Consider the following 15,593-nt stretch of genomic DNA (forward strand, 5'->3'; position numbering starts at 1 on the left):
CTCAGTTGCGCAGGAGTTCAGGCACGCTGAGCGGGCCAAGGTCGAGAATTCTCCTATACTCGTCGCTGCGGCGCCAGACGCCGCGGATTTTGCCCTTTTCGCGATTCCGCTTCGCGCCCCCAGGCCACGTGACTTATCCGGCGCGTTCCAGCGTAACATTGGGCACGCCACCGCCCGTTGTGACATGATGGGGCCAAGCCTAAACCTCGATGTACAATGGCGATAAGCTGATACCTATGTTCGGCCTTACGCGACCGTCCGCTATGCGCGCGTCATGTCGGCCATAATGGAACTTCGCCTCTGTCCGGGAGCAGTTAGAGCAGAACAATGCAGTAGGGGCGTCTGCGCAGGTCATCGCCCTTAACGGCTTCTGACTGACTGCTTGAGAAGCGCGAGCAATCAAGGCTCTACCACCGTGCCACCGACCGTCTGTATTTTCTTTAGATCTCGGATAGGTTTTGCCGGTATTTGTCGGGAAAAGGAGCCGAAGTGATGACCGACATCTGGCATTCACTCCTCGCCAACCTTGCCCTGGTCTCCATTCTCGTGGTCGCCTGGGACCTTGTGGCGGATTTCACCGGGCGTTTCTCGCGGCGGATGCAGTCGCTGCTTCTCGGCTTGGTCATGTGCGTTGGCGCGGTCATCTCCATGGCGACGGCCCTGTCCGTCTCCGGCTTCGTCGTCGATCTGCGCGCCGCCTTCATTGCTGCGGCCGCGTTCTTCGGCGGATGGCCGGCAATGCTCATCGCCACGGCCGGCTCCATTGCCTATCGCGCCCATCTGGGCGGGCAGGGTGCAGGTGCTGGTGTCATGGGTATCCTCATTACCGCAATTGTCGGCATCGCGTGGCACCACATCGTCGCGGCCCGATCGCGCACCATGTACGACATATTCGGTCTTAGCGTAACGGTCGCTCTCGCCGGGCTTATCACGCTCTTGGTCATCCCAGCGCAAGCCCTTACCGGTCTTGTGCAGCAGAGCACGTTCCCGGCCCTCGTGTTCCGCTTCCTAAGCACAATCATCATCGGCGTCCTGCTCGACCGGCAGCAGCGCCGGCGGGAGCTCTTGATGTCCAACATGACCTACCGGGCCATGGTTCGCGAACTGCCGGATTGCCTGAATATAAAGGATGTCGACGGCCGCTTCATCGCCGCCAACCCCGCCACCGCCGAAATGGTTCGCGCCGCTTCGGTCGACGATCTGATCGGCAAGACGGATTTCGATTTCTACCCCAGGGATGTAGCCGAGCGCTTCCGGCAGGATGAGATGGGCGCGCTGGAGGCCGGGCAGACGTTGCGGATCGACCAGCCGGCGCTTTTCCAGGACGGCCGGGAAGGTTGGCTTTACACGCTCAAGGCCCCCTTCCGCGACGAGTCGGGCAACATCGTTGGCGTCATCACCTACAATCGCGACATCACCGAGCAGAAGCGCACCGCCCAGCTCAAGAACGATTTCATTTCCACGGTCAGCCACGAATTGCGCACCCCGTTGACCTCCATCCGCGGCTCGCTTGGCCTGATCGCGGCCGGTGTTGCCGGCGAACTGCCGCCGAAGGCCGCCAATCTCGTCAACATCGCCCACACCAATAGCGAAAGGCTGGTTCTCCTCATCAACGACATTCTGGATATCGAGAAGATCGAATCGGGCGTGATCACCTTTAAGATCAAGCAGATGCCTGTCCGTCAGGTGCTAGAGCAGGCCATTGCCGCCAGCTCCAACTACATGGCTGACAACCGGATCAAGATCGTTCTCATCGACGATGCCCCGCGCGCTGAGGCCAACATCGATCCGGATCGCCTGCATCAGGTGATGGCGAACCTTCTGTCGAACGCGATCAAGTTCTCGCATGCTGATGGCACCGTCACGGTGAAATTCCAGCGTCGTGACGGCGACATGCTGCGTATTTCCGTCATAGACCAGGGCACTGGCATTCCGGAGGCTTTCCGCGGCCGTATATTCGGAAAATTCGAGCAGGCGGACGCTTCCAGCACCCGTAAGATAGGCGGCACCGGCCTGGGGTTGAGCATCGTCAAGGCCATTACCGAAAAACTGGGCGGAGCCGTTTCCTTCGAGACCGAGGAAGGCAAGGGAACCTCGTTCCACGTCGACCTTGCAGAAGGACGCAGGCACCACCCAAGGCCGTATCCGCCACCGCACCTGACGCGGAAGCCCGATGGCCGCCTACGGGTTCTGATCTGTGAAGACGAATCCGACGTCGCCGCCGTGATTGCGGCACTCTTGGATGCGGAGGGCTTTTCCAGCGACATCGCACCCGATATCGCCACGGCAACGGCGCTTCTGAGGTCCCGTGAATACGTGGCCTTGACCCTCGACATCAAGCTGGCGGGGGAATCCGGCATCAAGCTCTTCCACGACATTAGGGCATCGCCCGTAAACTCCGACATTGCGGTCATCGTCATCTCCGCGGTTGCCGATGAGGCCAGGGGATCGCTGAACGGCAGCGCCGTTGGTATTGTTGACTGGCTGGAAAAGCCGGTGGATCCGAAGCGGCTTCATGCCGCCCTTGCCAAGATCCTTGCAGGCAGGACCGAGCAGAGGCCCAAGATTCTGCATGTCGAGGACGACGAGGGCGTGCTTGCAGTGATGTCGGAGGGGTTGGGTTCGGGTGTCTCGATCACTTCTGCGAAGACGCTCAAGGACGCCCGGGAGGCGATCGCGCAGCATGGCTTCGATCTGGTGATCCTGGATATTGCACTCCCCGACGGGTCGGGGTTGGACCTGCTGGCCGATCTGCCTCTCGAGACTGGAGTCATCGTGTTTTCGGCGGCGGAGCTAGACCAGAAACTGGGCGATCGCGTGCAGGCCATCATGACCAAGACCAGGGCGTCGGAAATCGATGTGGCAAAGCTGGTCAGGAGCATGTTGGTTTCGTCCCGCACCCAACCTGTCGCGCACGCCAAGGAGTGACGCTCATGCCCACAAGGATTCTCTATGTGGACGACGAGGACGATATCCGCGAAATCGCCCAGATGTCGCTGGAACTCGAGCCGGAGTTCGAGGTGCTGTCCTGCCCGTCCGGCGTGCAGGCGCTCGCCGATGCCGCCGAATGGCGACCCGACCTTATTCTGCTCGACGTAATGATGCCGGACATGGATGGACCAGAGACGCTGCGGCGCCTGGCCGAGTCTGGGGCGACGGCTTCGATACCCGTGGTGTTCATCACCGCGCGCACCCAGACGCATGAGGTCGAACGCTATCTGGCGATGGGGGCGGTAGGGGTTATCGCCAAGCCGTTCGACCCGCTTGCGCTTGCCGGTGAAGTCAAAAGATTGCTTCGACCGCGCGCCTGAGCCGACCTTTGGCTCGGGCCCCGAGCGCAGCGTGGCAGCAGACTGAGCGACGCCGTTCACGGCTCCTATACCATGTCTCCTTATTCATCTACTGATTGTGCCGAGGTGCAGGCGTAGCGAATCAGGTGGTCTATAATCGCCTGGCATCGGCGGACGTCGATGAGAGTTGAGAACTGTTTCTCTGCATGAGCCACGTTGGCGGATGTGGTTCATGGATTGATCACTCCGGGGGGCGACGGAACCGGAGCAAGGCGGTTGAACGGAGCGAAGGCAAGAGTTCTGATTTGCGATGACGATCCCCTCTTGATCGAACTGATGGAATTCAGGCTCAGGGCAAAGGGATACGAGGTCATTAAAGCAGTAGACGGGGCGGAAGCGCTCTTGAAAGCGGAGCATGAGGCGCCCGATATCATCGTGCTCGACGCGATGATGCCCAAGGCCGACGGACTGGAGGTTCTTGCCCGCATAAAGAGCGACCCGGCTTTGTCGGAAATCCCGGTGGTTATGCTGACCGCCCGCAAGGGCGAAAAAGACATCGTCTCGGCCCTTGAGAAGGGGGCCGACGACTACCTTGTGAAACCCTTCATTCCCGAGGAACTCCTGGCCCGGCTTGCGCGTCTATTGGCGCGGAAGAGCGGGAAGCGCTGATGAGGCGCGGCCGGTGCGCCATGGTTGCAGCATGCGTCTTCCTGGCGGTTGCGGCAGTGCCCGCCGCGTCGCTGGCTCAGACGGTCGAGGAACTGTACGCCTCCGGCGTGAAGGCCAGGCAGGCCCAGCATTTCGACGAGGCGGCGCAGCTGCTTAGGCGTGCGCTGGCGCTCAAGCCGGACAATGCCGACGCCCTGGTGCAACTTGGCTTCACCGAACTTGGCCGCAACAATCTGCCGGCGGCGCGTGAAGCGTTTTCCAAGGCGCTTGCGCTTGCGCCGGAATATCTGGATGCCAGCTTCGGCATGGCTCAGGTCGAGTTCCGGTCGGGCAATCTGGACGCTGCCCTGACGCTGGCCGAAAAGGTCTCGCGTGCCCAGCCCGACAATGCCGATGCGAGTACGCTTGTCGCCAGCACCCACAAGGCCCAGCAAGCCGGCAGCAGCAAAGCGAAGCCTGCGACCGCGAGGAAGAGGCTGCGTCCGCCGCGGCCGGATCCCGTCGCCGGCCTGATGGAGAAGGGCCAGAGATTGCGGGCGGCGGGACAATTGCCCGAGGCGCAGAACGCCTATCGCCGAGCGCTGCGGCTGGCGCCGAAAAACACCGACATCCTGGTCGCCATGGGTCTCGTGGCTGGATCCCAACAGAAATTTGACGAAGCCGGGAATTTCTTCGACCGGGCGCTGGCCATCAGGCCCGGACTTCTCGACGCCCGTTTGGGCAAGGTCCGTCTGGCGATCTGGCAGAACGACGTGCCGCGCGCCCGCACAATGATCAATGATGTGCTTGGCGCTGTACGTGACAATACCGAGCTGATCGCTCTCGATGCTCGGATTTCCATGCTGGAGCAGGATTACACGCGGGCCGAGCAATCGTTTCTGCGGGTGTTGGCGGTCGATCCGCGCAACGCTGAGGCGCTTGTGGGGATCGGCGATCTGCGCCGAGCGCGTGGCGACGATGCTGGCGCGCGAGACGCCTACCGCCAGGCGCTTGCCCTCGAACCCGGCTCGCGCGATGTCGAGCAGAGGCTCGCCGCGCCGCCGCCACGCAAATGGCGGCTCGATCTGGGCAGCGAAGTGAGCGATCTCACCGAGGGGCTTGGTGGCTGGACCGACAGTTCGGCTGGCCTAGCATATCGGCTGAGCGCGCGAACGACCATTTCGGGCCGCACCCGGGTGGCGACCCGCTTCGGCCACACCGACTTCCAGATCGAGGGCCGCATCGACCAGGCTTTCTCGCCCACAGTTTCAGCGCATGCGCTGGTGGCTGCGACGCCGGATGCCGATTTCCTTGCGCGCTACTCGATCGGAGCCGGCGCTTCATGGCAGATCCTGGCGGCCGCAAAGACGTTCGGTCCGTTCTCGCTCAACATCGATACCCGTTATGACAATTTTGCCAACACCGAGATCACCACCATCTCGCCTTGGGTGCAGGCCTATGTCCTGGATGGCCGGCTCGGGCTTGCGGCGCGATGGGTGCACGCGGCCGACGATATCGGCACGCGCGCCGACGGTTATGTCCTGCGAGTCGATCTTGCAGTTACCCCTAGCGTCAATGTTTTCGGTGGTTTTGGGGATGCCCCCGAGATCTCCGACGGCACGCTGGTGCCTACGCGTACCGTCTTTGGGGGCATCTCCTGGGACGTTTCCGACCCGCTGACGCTGCGCAGTAGCCTCGCCCATGAGCAGCGCCCGGCATTCGATCTAACCACATTCGGGCTCGGCCTGACTGCGCGGTTCTGATCATGTTGTACGTCTGGTACCTGTCCATCTTGCTCAGTGCCCTTTCCCTGGTGATCATGCTTCTGCTGATCGGGCGCCGGGTGCTGCACGAGCGCCGGGGGACGGCGGGCGCCGATCAGCGGCGCCTTCTTCTAACGGCGCTCATCGCCTTCACCGAAAATCGCGATCGCGAGGCATTGAAGACGGCGCTGCTTGCGGTGCCGGCAAGGGTGGCGATCGATACCGGCTTCGAGTTTATCTCGCTGCTGCGCGGCGAGGAGCACGACGAGCTCCTTTCAGCCTTCAACGAATGTGGCCTGCCGACCCTTGTCGGCACCCAGCTTGAAAAGGGCAACGGCGCCGAACGCATCCACGCGGCCGAGATGCTGGCGGCGCTGCGTTCGGAGAACGCGGTGGCAAACCTGCTTTCGGCGCTCGATCGCGACCGCTCGCGCGAGGTCAGGATCGCCGTCGCCATCGCGCTGTGCGATATCGGCGCCTTGCCGCCGCTGGTCATAACGCTGCGAAAGATCGGCGTGGCGGGGCAGCGCTCGCGGCGCCTGATCGAGCTTTTCAGGCGCTTTCCGCCAAAGCGGTTCGACGAGCTTGAGGATTACGGCGGCCGTGAAGACGCGGTACCTTTCATCAGGGCGGCGGCAATCGATGCGCTTGCCCGCAACGGCGGCTTCCAGTTTGGTGAGTTCTTTGCTCGCGCGGCTGGCGATCCGTCACCGGAGGTCACCGCAGCCGCATTGCGGGCACTCGGCCTGACGGGACATGCCAATGCGCCGGCCATCCTGGCCAAGGCGATGGAAAATGGCGGCTGGGATGTGCGTGCCGACGCTGCCGATGCGGCCGGCCGCCTCGGCCTGTTTGAACTCGCCGCGCCGCTCGCTCGGCTGATGGACGACGAGGCATGGACCGTGCGCTATGCCGCCGCTAACGCATTGCGCTCGCTCGGCCAGCAGGGTGAACAGGTGCTGCGCGAGATCGCCGCCAGCGAGGTCTCGCGCCGCCAGCGCACGGCCTCACTGATCCTTGCCGAGGGACCGGCCGCGTGATGTTCGACTGGAGCCAAGAGATCGTTCTTGGTGCATCCATTCTGTCATGGTTCATCATCGGGGCAGGGCTGGCGCAGACGGCGGTCTACCTGCTGCAACTCATTATCGCGGCCTACGCGCTGTCCAAGCGCCCACCGGTCGCGCGATCGGCGCTTCTGTGGCACCGTTACGGCGACGTCGCGCCGCCGATCGCGTTGCTGGTGCCCGCCTACAATGAGGAAGTGAACGTAGTCGAGAGCGTGCACTCGATGCTGGCGCTTGAATATCCGAACTTCGAGGTGATTGTCATCAACGACGGCTCGAAAGATCAGACTCTGCAGCGCCTTATTGAAGGCTTTAAGCTGGTGAAATTCCACCGGCCCTATGAGGAGGCCCTGACGCACAAGCCGATCCTCGGCCTCTATTCCTCGTCGAGGACCGAACGGCTGTTCGTGGTCGACAAGGAAAATGGCGGCAAGGCCGATGCCCAGAATGCCGGCGTCAACGTCTGCCGCGCGCCGCTGTTTTGCGTGATCGACGGCGATTCCATCCTCGAGCCCGATGCGCTGATGCGTGCCGCGCAGCCCTTCATCGAGGATCCAGAGCGCACGATCGCCGTGGGCGGCACGATTCGGATTGCCAACGGCTCCAGGATCGAAGGTGGCAGGGTGCGCGAGGTCCGGCTGCCGCGCCGGCTATTGCCGCTGCTGCAGGTGGTCGAATATTTGCGGGCCTTTCTCATGGCGCGGCTTGCGTGGAGCCGCATCAACTCGCTGATGCTGGTGTCCGGCGCCTTTGGTCTGTTTCGCCGCACGGAAGTTGTGGCGGTTGGCGGCTTCACCAGTGGGTCGATGGGTGAAGATTTGGACCTCGTTATCAAGCTGCATCGCCACATGATGGACACCAAGCGAAGATACAGCATCCAGTTCATTCCTGAGCCGGTGTGCTGGACCGAAGCGCCGGAGTCACTTCGCGTTCTGGCAAGGCAGCGTACGCGCTGGCAGCGCGGTGCGCTCGAATGCTTCTTCCGTTACCGCTCCATGCTCTTCAACCCCCGCTATGGGCGCGTTGGCTTCCTTGGGTTTGGCCACATACTGATTGTCGATGTGCTGGGGCCGATATCGGAGGTGCTGGGCTATGTACTGATCCCGACCTTCTGGCTGCTCGGCATCCTTTCGACCGAATATCTCTTGGCATTCACGTCGCTGGTCTTCACCTACGGGGTTTGCGTGAGCGTGTGTTCGCTGGTCCTCGAAGAGGCCGAGCTTCAACGTTTTCCGCGCGCGCGGGATCTCGCCTTGCTCACGGCCGTGGCTGTGATCGAGAATTTCGGTTACCGCCAGCTCAACAATCTCTGGCGCGTGAAGGGATGGTGGCAATATCTGCGCGCCGACCAAAGCTGGGGCGAGATGACCAGGACCGGCCTGACTGGCCCCAAGAAGTGAGTCCAGCCAGTTGAATCACCGCAGCGTCCGCTCGATTTCAGTTATAAGCGCATCGAGCGCGGCATGCACGGCTCCGTCATCCGCCCGCTCGATCAGCGATGTTTCCAGTGCCGATGCCTGCACGCTGATCTCCGCAAACCCGAAGGTTCCCGCGGCTCCAGCGAGCGAGTGCGCCGTCCCAATCAGCGAGTCGTTGGAGCCCTTCAAAAGGGCTGTGTGACGCGCCGCCTTCAACTCCGCTAGTTGAGCGGCGCACCGGGCCAGGAAACGTTGACGTAGGGGGGCGAAGGGATCTTCCAAAATGGGATGGCGCTCCACGGCCAAGTTTCAGAGGTATTCAAGCAGAAAATTCGGTGGAGTGAAACGAACTGCTTGGCACGTCAGAGCGGACTAGAGTGGGCCGTGACCCAACAAACGGCAGCTTCGCGCCTGATTTCGGTCGTTCGGGGCGCGCTGACGGTTTCCTGAAGAGGTGCCTGTCCGTTCAGCCTATTGTCTGGAGAGGAGATCGGCACAATTCGGCATCCGCCATCGTAGCCGTAATTCGTCATCTCTCACCGGGTTGACAATCGCTCCTCAGGCGCCATGCTGCAGTGCAACATGGCTAGCTACGAAACCAGCATCATCAAGTCGTCGCGCATCGTATGCCTGGACGGGCTTCGCGCGCTTGCGGCGATCTGGGTGCTGGTCGGGCACTGCCTGCTTTTGACCGGCTGGCAAATTCCGATCGTCGGCGAGCCGGATCTCGGCGTCGACCTGTTCATCATGCTGTCCGGCTTCCTGATGGTGTTCCACTATCAGCTGCGCCAGGAAAAGGAGCCTTGGCAAAGATCGGAAACCTGGCTCAAATTCTGGACGCGCCGCTATTTCAGGATCGCGCCGCTGTTCTATGTCATGCTTTTCCTGGCGCTGGCGCTTGGCCCCTATCTCTACGATTGCAGGATCATCATCGACGAGTTCCTCTCCAGATCGCACCAGGCGCCGGAACGCTACCTCGACGGCAGCCTGAAAAACATCGTCGCTCATCTCACGTTCCTGTTTGGGCTGGTGCCGAACCTCGCCTATCGCACGCCGCTGCCTGACTGGAGCCTGGGGCTGGAGATGCAGTTCTATGCCATGTTCCCGGCCGTCATGCTGCTGGTGCGCAAGCTGGACTGGATCAGGAGCGCCCTTGTGGTCGCGGCGGCCGGCTGCGTCATTGTATTTGCGATGCGGCTGTTGTCGATCCATTTTCCGATGCCGTCCTTTCTGCCGCTCAAGATACAGATATTCCTGTGCGGGATGCTGCTGGCCGGAGTCGTGCATCAGAGCCAGCCGCGATCTATCCTGTACTTGGCACTGGCGCTGCTGCTGGCGGCGCTGCCCTTTGGCGGCGACCAGGGGCTGGGCAAGCTCCTGGTGCGCGAAGCGCTGGTGGCGGGCTTCTTTGCCTTGGTTCTCTACCGCATGCTGCCTGGAAGGGCGGGAACGCTGGCGCGAGCGATCGCCGTGACGCTCAGCAACCGGTTCTTCCACCTGATGGGCGAGCTTTCCTTCAGCATCTACCTGATCCATCTGCTGGTGCTGCAGCCCGTCGCGGCGTTCGTCATCAGTGAGTTCGGCCACGAACTGTCGGCGCCGCTGCGCTTCGCCATCGTCGTTGCCGTTGTGCTGCCGACGGTGACGTTGCTGTCCTGGATCACCTACACTCTGATCGAGGTCCCCGGCCAGAAGGCGGGCCGCTTCGTTGTCCAGCGCTTTGGCCGGAAAATTGCGCCGGTGCTCGAGAAGACCCCGGCGGAGTAGGGCGCCAAGCGCGGCGCATAACCACTGACGTTGCCTGCTCCCCCTGACGGCGTTAGTAGCCCGCAACCGGAACATCACATGTGCTGGTGCATTGCTAGTGAACGCCAATTCGACTGGGGCGCAAAATGCATCGCGCGATCACAAATGCATGGGCAATGGTGCGAGAAGCCGTCGTTGGGTTCGTCAACGACAATGCTCTCAGCCATGGCGCGGCGATCGCTTTTTATGCCACAACATCGTTGGCGCCGATTCTGCTCATCGTGGTTGCAATTGCGGGTCTCGCATTCGGTCACGAGGCAGCCCAAGCGGCATTGTCCGCCCAAATCACAGGGATGATGGGTACAGAAAGCGCAAATATCCTGCAAACCGCACTGAAGAGCGCATCCGAAAAGCCATCCGGCGGCACCTGGGCGGCGGTGATTGGCATCATCACCTTGCTTGTGAGCGCTTCCGGGGTCTTCGGCGAAATACAGCAGTCCTTGAACATGATATGGAAGGTCGAAGCGCAGGCCAGTTCGTTGTCGCGCCTGGTGCGCGCACGTGCGGTAAGTCTGGGACTGGTCACCGCACTTGGCTTCATGTTGCTCGTCTCTCTAGTCGCGAGCGCGGCGATTTCGGCCCTAGGCAACCTCATAAACGCACAGTTGCCGTTCGGGACACTTGTCCTGGCCGTTATCAACGCGGTCGTTTCTTTTGTCCTCCTCGCAGCTATTTTCGCCGCTATCTTCAAGATCTTGCCTGATCGAACCCTGGAATGGCGGGATGTCTGGATTGGCGCTGTTGTAACCGCTGCCCTGTTCACGCTCGGGAAATCGCTTATCGGTTGGTATATAGGCTCCAGCGCGGTCGCGGCCTCATATGGGGCCGCCGGTGGGCTGCTCGTCATCCTGCTGTGGGCTTACTACTCGGCGGAAATTTTTCTTTTTGGTGCGGAAATCACTCGCGCCTATTCCATTCGACACGGCAGCAGGTCCGATCTGGATGCTGTGCTTCACAGTGCTTGACTGCAACACATGCCACTAACTACCAAATCGACTAGGCGCGCGGCGCACCGGCCGGGGCTTCGCCACATCCCATCGGCGCCGACCGCATCACCGAGCAGGGCACGCGAGCTGGATACGGTCGACACCATATAATGAGTGCAAGTGCGCTGGTTGGTCAAACCATGAGGGTCACAGTTTGAGTTGCGAAAGACGCGGTTCAGCGGCGACGCGGACGGCGCTTGCGTATCGGCTTTGTACTCGCGCGCCTGCCGTCCGGCGCCTTCTTGGCGGCAGCGGAGCGGTACAGGTTCATGAGGTCAATCAGGAGCCGAACAATGGCAATCGCAGTTGCAGCATCGAGCCAGCCCGCAATGCTTTTGAGCATCGGGATTGTTCTCCAAGCTTACGACGTGAAAGCGGTCGAAGGACCGGGGCGGCAGTGCTCCTTCGCCTAGTTTAGGCGAGGACTGCCACCCATTTGTTGTGGCACTCAGTTGCCAAGCAACATGACATGAAAAAGGCCTCCGAAGGAGGCCTTTGGATGGTGTGAGCGAGAATCTCCACCTAACAAATTATCCCACATTTTGTGCATGCAGCGCAAGCCGTTCGCTTGACCAAGGCGCGCTTGGCGCCTTGATGCTGCTTGGCAGCGTGACCGTCACCCCCGCTGGTCGCTGTCGGCACTTTCAGCAGCCGCAATGCGATGTCATTGTTGGCGCCAAAAACCACCGCTTCACGTCGCTTCCGCGAAATGGAATCATTGCAAGCACCGAGCGCAAGCTCATGGGGCAGAGGGTGTAAATGGACTGAGCGGGCGTTCTCATATGTGAAACGCCGAACGGATCCCGGGTCCCTGGAAGGGCGGCAGCAGAGGTCAGAGAGCCACCCTTCCAGGGCGCCTGGATCAATAATCGTTGTTGTAATAGCGATCATCGCAGGGCGCGGTGTAGATCCGGCCGCGGCGGTCCTGGTAGCGGCAGAGCTGTTCGCCGCGGCGCTGCGGCGTGGTCGACTGGCCGATGACGGCGCCGAGCAAGGCGCCGCCGGCGGCCCCTACGACCGTGCTTTCGGTGTTGCCGCCAAGTGCCTGGCCGGCGAGGGCGCCGACGCCGCCGCCGATGAGCGCGCCGTTGGTCGCCCTCTGCTGCTGTTCGGTCTGGGTCGCGCAGCCTGCCAGGGCGGCAGTCATGAGCACGGCGGCAATGGTTTGTCTGATGATCATCTTGGAACTCCTTTGGAGCCCCAAACGCGGATTGGGGCGAATGGTTGCCAGTAGCTGTCGCATTGCGGCCAAACGGCGGCGCGCCCGCTCACGAAATGAGACGTGGTTTCTCGGGCCTTGAAGACAATGGTTGCCAAAGCGGAAACGCCTGCGCGAACAGGTCGGTAGCGCCTCGGTTTGAATCCGTTGAGGAGCAGCTAGGCTGGTTCGTCGCGCATCGCCTTTTTCGCTGCGGCAGTCAGAAATCCGGACCGGCTATAGCCATGGCGTTCCGCATATTGATCGATCTGGTCGAGGACATCTTCGGGAATGGTGACGTTGACGCGCACCACCTTTGTGGTCTCGGCTTTGAGCGCTACCAGGACGGCGACCCGGCTGAGATTGTCATTGTTCGACATGACATCTTCCAGGGATGATGGCTCGGGAATGGCTTCGCCATCCTCGACAAGGCCTTCGACATGGAAGGCCAGGGCCTCTTCGGCCAAGGCGCGGGCGTCGTCCAGGCTGGTGCCGGCGGTGACCACGCCCGGAAAGTCGGGAAAGGATACGCCGAAGTCGCTGTCCGCTTGCTTGTGGATCAGTCCGATATAGTGGCGCACGGGTCGGTTCCCCCAAGGAGCGGCTTCGAGGCTCGATCAGACTATCGAGCCATTCGACACAAACTGTCGAGGTATTCCTAATGGGACCGTAGGAAGCTGCCTAGTAGGTTTGGCATGCCCCAGGCAGACATTGCCTGGCAACGGTCGAGAGTGTGGGGAAAGTGCCAAAGTTAGATGGCGGGAACCAGACTGTGCCTAGAGTTCGCGCCGCGCAGTACGTGCGCATGTCGACGGAACACCAGACCTACTCGATCGACAACCAAGCGGATGCCATTCGCGACTATGCCGATATCATGGCTTACGACATTGTCGCCACTTACGAGGACCTCGGTCGCAGCGGTTTAAACCTTGGAGGGCGCCCCGGTCTTCAGAAGCTGTTGGCCGATGTCGAAAGTGGGCGAGCCGATTTTGAGACGGTCGTGGTCTATGATGTAAGCCGTTGGGGGCGTTTTCAGAACATTGATGAAAGCGCAGCCTACGAATACCGATGCCAGATGGCCGGCGTCCGTATCGAATTTTGCGCCGAGCAATTCGCAAACGACGGCAGCATCGGGTCAGACGTCCTCAAAGCAATCAAACGGAGCATGGCTGCCGAGCAGAGCAGAATGCTCTCGCAAAAAGTCTTCATCGGCCAGGCGAGGTTGATCCGGCTGGGCTTCCGGCAGGGCGGGAAGGCCGGCTTTGGCCTGCGGCGCTTGCTTGTCGATCAACACGGCCGCTCAAAAGGCATCCTTTCATCCTACGAATACAAGAGCCAGCAGGCGGATAGAATAGTTCTGGTGCTCGGCCCGCCTGACGAGATTGCGACAGTGAAGTGGATCTTCAGTCACTTTGTCAGAACACGCAAGACAGAGCTGGAGATGGCAAGACTGCTCAACAAGCGCGGCGTGCTCAGCGATTTGGGGCGACCATGGACGCGGGAATCCGTGCACTCGGTGCTGACCAACGAAAATTACATTGGCAACAGCGTCTGGAACAAGCATTCGGCCCGGCTGAGAAGCCATCAAGTCCGAAATCCCCCGGAACAGTGGGTGCGGGTGGAAAACGTCCTGGAGCCGATCGTCGACCGCAAACTGTTCGACCGGGCGCAGATCGTGCTCAAGACCATCTATCGCCACATGACCAACGACGAGATGCTGGCCGCTCTTAGGGCACTTCTGGCTCGCCGTGGCGCCTTGTCGTTGGCCATGATCGACGCGGATCCCGGGTGCCCGCCGGCCCAACGCTACCAGTGGCGTTTTGGAACCATTGTCAAAGCCTATGAACTGATCGGATACGAGCCATCCAAAAACTACCGCTTCATCGGCGTGAACCGGCACCTGGAATCAATGAGGCTGCAGATTATCCGGGATCTTGTGGGCGCGATTGATAAGCAGGGCGGGGTTGCTGCCCATGACATGGCGATGGACCTCCTGCGGATAAACGAGGAGATCACGGTGGCGATTACAATGGGCCGATGCAGGGTTTCCGGCTTCGGCTATCCACGCTGGTTTTCCAAGGCCGATAAACGGCCACTACCCGACATTTTCGTCCTGATCCGTATGAATCCCGGCGACCTGACCATTCGGGACTATTTGATTGCGCCTGCCCACGAGATCGCGGGTAAATCGGAACTGCATGCCATCAATGGGATACCGCTGGACAGCTATATTTTTCCCACGCTCGACCCCATTATCAGGTTGGCAGAGCGAGAGCCTGTCGGAGGCGTGGCTTGGTAGTCAAGCGCTTAGCCAAGGACGCCGCCTACCGTGCGTTGGAAAACGGTGGCGACAGACATGCGAGCAATATTGTTGCTGGCGCATTAGGGTCCAAGAAGAGGCTTCGTTCACACGAATTTTTGGCGACCTACGATACGGAATGCAAACGCATGCGCGATTTCGTAACGCAAGCGGCAAAGTCTGAACAGAGCCTGGACCGGATAGTAGCGGCGCTCCACCTGATGATGCGCGACAAGCAATTCTGCGCCACGCTGGTGTCCGAGGGCTTCAGGACAATGCCAAGCCTACTGGCACATAGGTTGCGTAGCGCGACCCGCGAGCCGCAAATGTTCTGCTCTCCCGGAAAACCCGCTTCCGAGACAGGCGAGAACCGGAAAGCCGTTAACGGAATTTGCCCTGATGTCCTCGACCTGCTTCGGGACGCGCCGGTAAAAACAAAAATCTTCGGGTTGCTCCAGAAGGTGCTGCCAGCCAGGCAATTGGAGATTGCCCGGCTGATGGTGGCGATGGACCGGGTCAGGATCACCTACGCGAGACTACTCGTCGCTCTGACACCGCAAGCCCTGCTGGTCGAGGGTTTTAATCTCTCAACGATCACCACACAGGCGGAAGACCAGCGCGGCGCGATGGTGCTCGATGTCGGCGCGGTAAGCCTTGCGGTTCTCAGCGCCGCGGAACGTCATGGCCAGGTGGGCCTGGAGCTTGTCGCAGCCAACCGCTTTTTCGACCGGTTGATGGATAATTCCAGAGTGGTGCGGTATCTCGCCCGGACCTTTCCGGGGCATTTTGAAGAGTTTCACAGCTTCTCGATGCCATGCCTCGAACAGGGGCGCTAGATGGTCGGACGTCAACTCCTATAGAAACCGATAGCCGTCGCCGGGACGCAAACAACAGAACCAATGTGACTTCTGTCTATGCCTCGAAAAGCCAAACCCGCCGAGCTTGCCGCAGCCAGAATGCTCGCAAAGCGATTTTCGATCGGCTCTCGGCCGCGCGGAATCGCTGTCATGTCTTCGGCAAGCCGGCCCGGTTCGTTGCTCATAGGGGGTTGATCGGCCCGACCAGGCCGGGATGGTCGTTGGGCAACTTGTTGACGGCGCTCGTGTTCACCTCACGCCCAA

14 protein-coding genes are annotated in these 15,593 nt (G+C 60.9%); 10 read left to right on the top strand and 4 right to left on the bottom strand.

The window, feature by feature from the left end:
• Nucleotides 1-492 precede the first annotated feature (492 nt).
• From NKI46_RS30405 to NKI46_RS30430, 6 genes are all read left to right on the top strand, one after another.
• Nucleotides 493-2,928: a hybrid sensor histidine kinase/response regulator gene (locus NKI46_RS30405; protein WP_352749552.1), complete on the top strand. Its 2,436-nt coding sequence runs from the start codon at nt 493-495 to the stop codon at nt 2,926-2,928.
• Nucleotides 2,929-2,933: 5 nt separating this feature from the next.
• Entirely contained in the window at nt 2,934-3,311 is a 378-nt protein-coding gene (locus NKI46_RS30410) for a response regulator (RefSeq protein WP_286455898.1), read from the top strand.
• Nucleotides 3,312-3,566: 255 nt separating this feature from the next.
• Nucleotides 3,567-3,959: a response regulator transcription factor gene (locus NKI46_RS30415; RefSeq protein WP_023713663.1), complete on the top strand. Its 393-nt coding sequence runs from the start codon at nt 3,567-3,569 to the stop codon at nt 3,957-3,959.
• The gene (locus NKI46_RS30420) at nt 3,959-5,701 is read left to right on the top strand and encodes a YaiO family outer membrane beta-barrel protein (RefSeq protein WP_352749556.1); all 1,743 of its coding nucleotides are present in this window, start codon (nt 3,959-3,961) and stop codon (nt 5,699-5,701) included. Before NKI46_RS30415 ends, NKI46_RS30420 begins: the two co-directional genes overlap by 1 nt.
• 2 nt (nt 5,702-5,703) lie before the next feature.
• The gene (locus NKI46_RS30425) at nt 5,704-6,741 is read left to right on the top strand and encodes a HEAT repeat domain-containing protein (protein ID WP_352749559.1); all 1,038 of its coding nucleotides are present in this window, start codon (nt 5,704-5,706) and stop codon (nt 6,739-6,741) included.
• Complete coding sequence (locus NKI46_RS30430; RefSeq protein WP_352749580.1) at nt 6,741-8,165, top strand: glycosyltransferase family 2 protein; 1,425 nt, start codon at nt 6,741-6,743, stop codon at nt 8,163-8,165. The genes NKI46_RS30425 and NKI46_RS30430 overlap by 1 nt, the downstream gene beginning before the upstream one ends.
• 15 nt (nt 8,166-8,180) lie before the next feature.
• On the opposite strand, the gene NKI46_RS30435 is transcribed toward NKI46_RS30430, so the two are convergent.
• The gene (locus NKI46_RS30435; RefSeq protein ID WP_352749562.1) at nt 8,181-8,483 is read right to left on the bottom strand and encodes an Hpt domain-containing protein; all 303 of its coding nucleotides are present in this window, start codon (nt 8,481-8,483) and stop codon (nt 8,181-8,183) included.
• 282 nt (nt 8,484-8,765) lie between these two features.
• Here NKI46_RS30435 and NKI46_RS30440 point away from each other — a divergent pair, with 282 nt between their 5' ends.
• Together NKI46_RS30440 and NKI46_RS30445 are read left to right on the top strand one after the other, a co-directional pair.
• A complete protein-coding gene (locus tag NKI46_RS30440; RefSeq protein WP_352749565.1) occupies nt 8,766-9,950 on the top strand; it encodes an acyltransferase family protein in 1,185 nt (394 codons plus the stop codon).
• A 125-nt stretch (nt 9,951-10,075) separates the two neighbouring features.
• A complete protein-coding gene (locus tag NKI46_RS30445) occupies nt 10,076-10,954 on the top strand; it encodes a YihY/virulence factor BrkB family protein (protein WP_352749568.1) in 879 nt (292 codons plus the stop codon).
• Nucleotides 10,955-11,150: 196 nt separating this feature from the next.
• On the opposite strand, the gene NKI46_RS30450 is transcribed toward NKI46_RS30445, so the two are convergent.
• The 3 genes from NKI46_RS30450 to NKI46_RS30460 all read right to left on the bottom strand — a co-directional run bounded on the left by NKI46_RS30450 (nt 11,151) and on the right by NKI46_RS30460 (nt 12,754).
• Nucleotides 11,151-11,318, bottom strand: a complete 168-nt coding sequence (locus tag NKI46_RS30450) for a hypothetical protein (protein ID WP_023834013.1) — start codon at nt 11,316-11,318, stop codon at nt 11,151-11,153.
• A 519-nt stretch (nt 11,319-11,837) separates the two neighbouring features.
• On the bottom strand, nt 11,838-12,155 hold the full coding sequence (locus NKI46_RS30455; protein ID WP_352446922.1) for a YMGG-like glycine zipper-containing protein: 318 nt from the start codon (nt 12,153-12,155) through the stop codon (nt 11,838-11,840).
• Nucleotides 12,156-12,352: 197 nt separating this feature from the next.
• Nucleotides 12,353-12,754, bottom strand: a complete 402-nt coding sequence (locus tag NKI46_RS30460; protein WP_352749572.1) for a type II toxin-antitoxin system HicB family antitoxin — start codon at nt 12,752-12,754, stop codon at nt 12,353-12,355.
• Nucleotides 12,755-12,945: 191 nt separating this feature from the next.
• Between NKI46_RS30460 and NKI46_RS30465 the strand changes: the two genes are divergently transcribed.
• Both NKI46_RS30465 and NKI46_RS30470 read left to right on the top strand, forming a co-directional pair.
• Nucleotides 12,946-14,472, top strand: a complete 1,527-nt coding sequence (locus NKI46_RS30465; protein ID WP_352749575.1) for a recombinase family protein — start codon at nt 12,946-12,948, stop codon at nt 14,470-14,472.
• On the top strand, nt 14,466-15,308 hold the full coding sequence (locus tag NKI46_RS30470; protein WP_352749577.1) for a plasmid partitioning protein RepB C-terminal domain-containing protein: 843 nt from the start codon (nt 14,466-14,468) through the stop codon (nt 15,306-15,308). Before NKI46_RS30465 ends, NKI46_RS30470 begins: the two co-directional genes overlap by 7 nt.
• Nucleotides 15,309-15,593: the final 285 nt, after the last annotated feature.

It is taken from the genome of Mesorhizobium sp. M0615 (genome assembly GCF_040320805.1).
Classification (GTDB): domain Bacteria; phylum Pseudomonadota; class Alphaproteobacteria; order Rhizobiales; family Rhizobiaceae; genus Mesorhizobium.

Excerpts from the sequence above, each read along its gene's own strand:
- NKI46_RS30425 (WP_352749559.1), top strand. The coding sequence starts at position 5,704 with ATGTTGTACGTCTGGTACCTGTCCATCTTGCTCAGTGCCCTTTCCCTG.
- NKI46_RS30440 (WP_352749565.1), top strand. The coding sequence starts at position 8,766 with ATGGCTAGCTACGAAACCAGCATCATCAAGTCGTCGCGCATCGTATGC.
- NKI46_RS30410 (WP_286455898.1), top strand. The coding sequence starts at position 2,934 with ATGCCCACAAGGATTCTCTATGTGGACGACGAGGACGATATCCGCGAA.
- NKI46_RS30430 (WP_352749580.1), top strand. The coding sequence starts at position 6,741 with ATGTTCGACTGGAGCCAAGAGATCGTTCTTGGTGCATCCATTCTGTCA.
- NKI46_RS30405 (WP_352749552.1), top strand. The coding sequence starts at position 493 with ATGACCGACATCTGGCATTCACTCCTCGCCAACCTTGCCCTGGTCTCC.
- NKI46_RS30455 (WP_352446922.1), bottom strand. The coding sequence starts at position 12,155 with ATGATCATCAGACAAACCATTGCCGCCGTGCTCATGACTGCCGCCCTG.
- NKI46_RS30445 (WP_352749568.1), top strand. The coding sequence starts at position 10,076 with ATGCATCGCGCGATCACAAATGCATGGGCAATGGTGCGAGAAGCCGTC.
- NKI46_RS30450 (WP_023834013.1), bottom strand. The coding sequence starts at position 11,318 with ATGCTCAAAAGCATTGCGGGCTGGCTCGATGCTGCAACTGCGATTGCC.
- NKI46_RS30420 (WP_352749556.1), top strand. The coding sequence starts at position 3,959 with ATGAGGCGCGGCCGGTGCGCCATGGTTGCAGCATGCGTCTTCCTGGCG.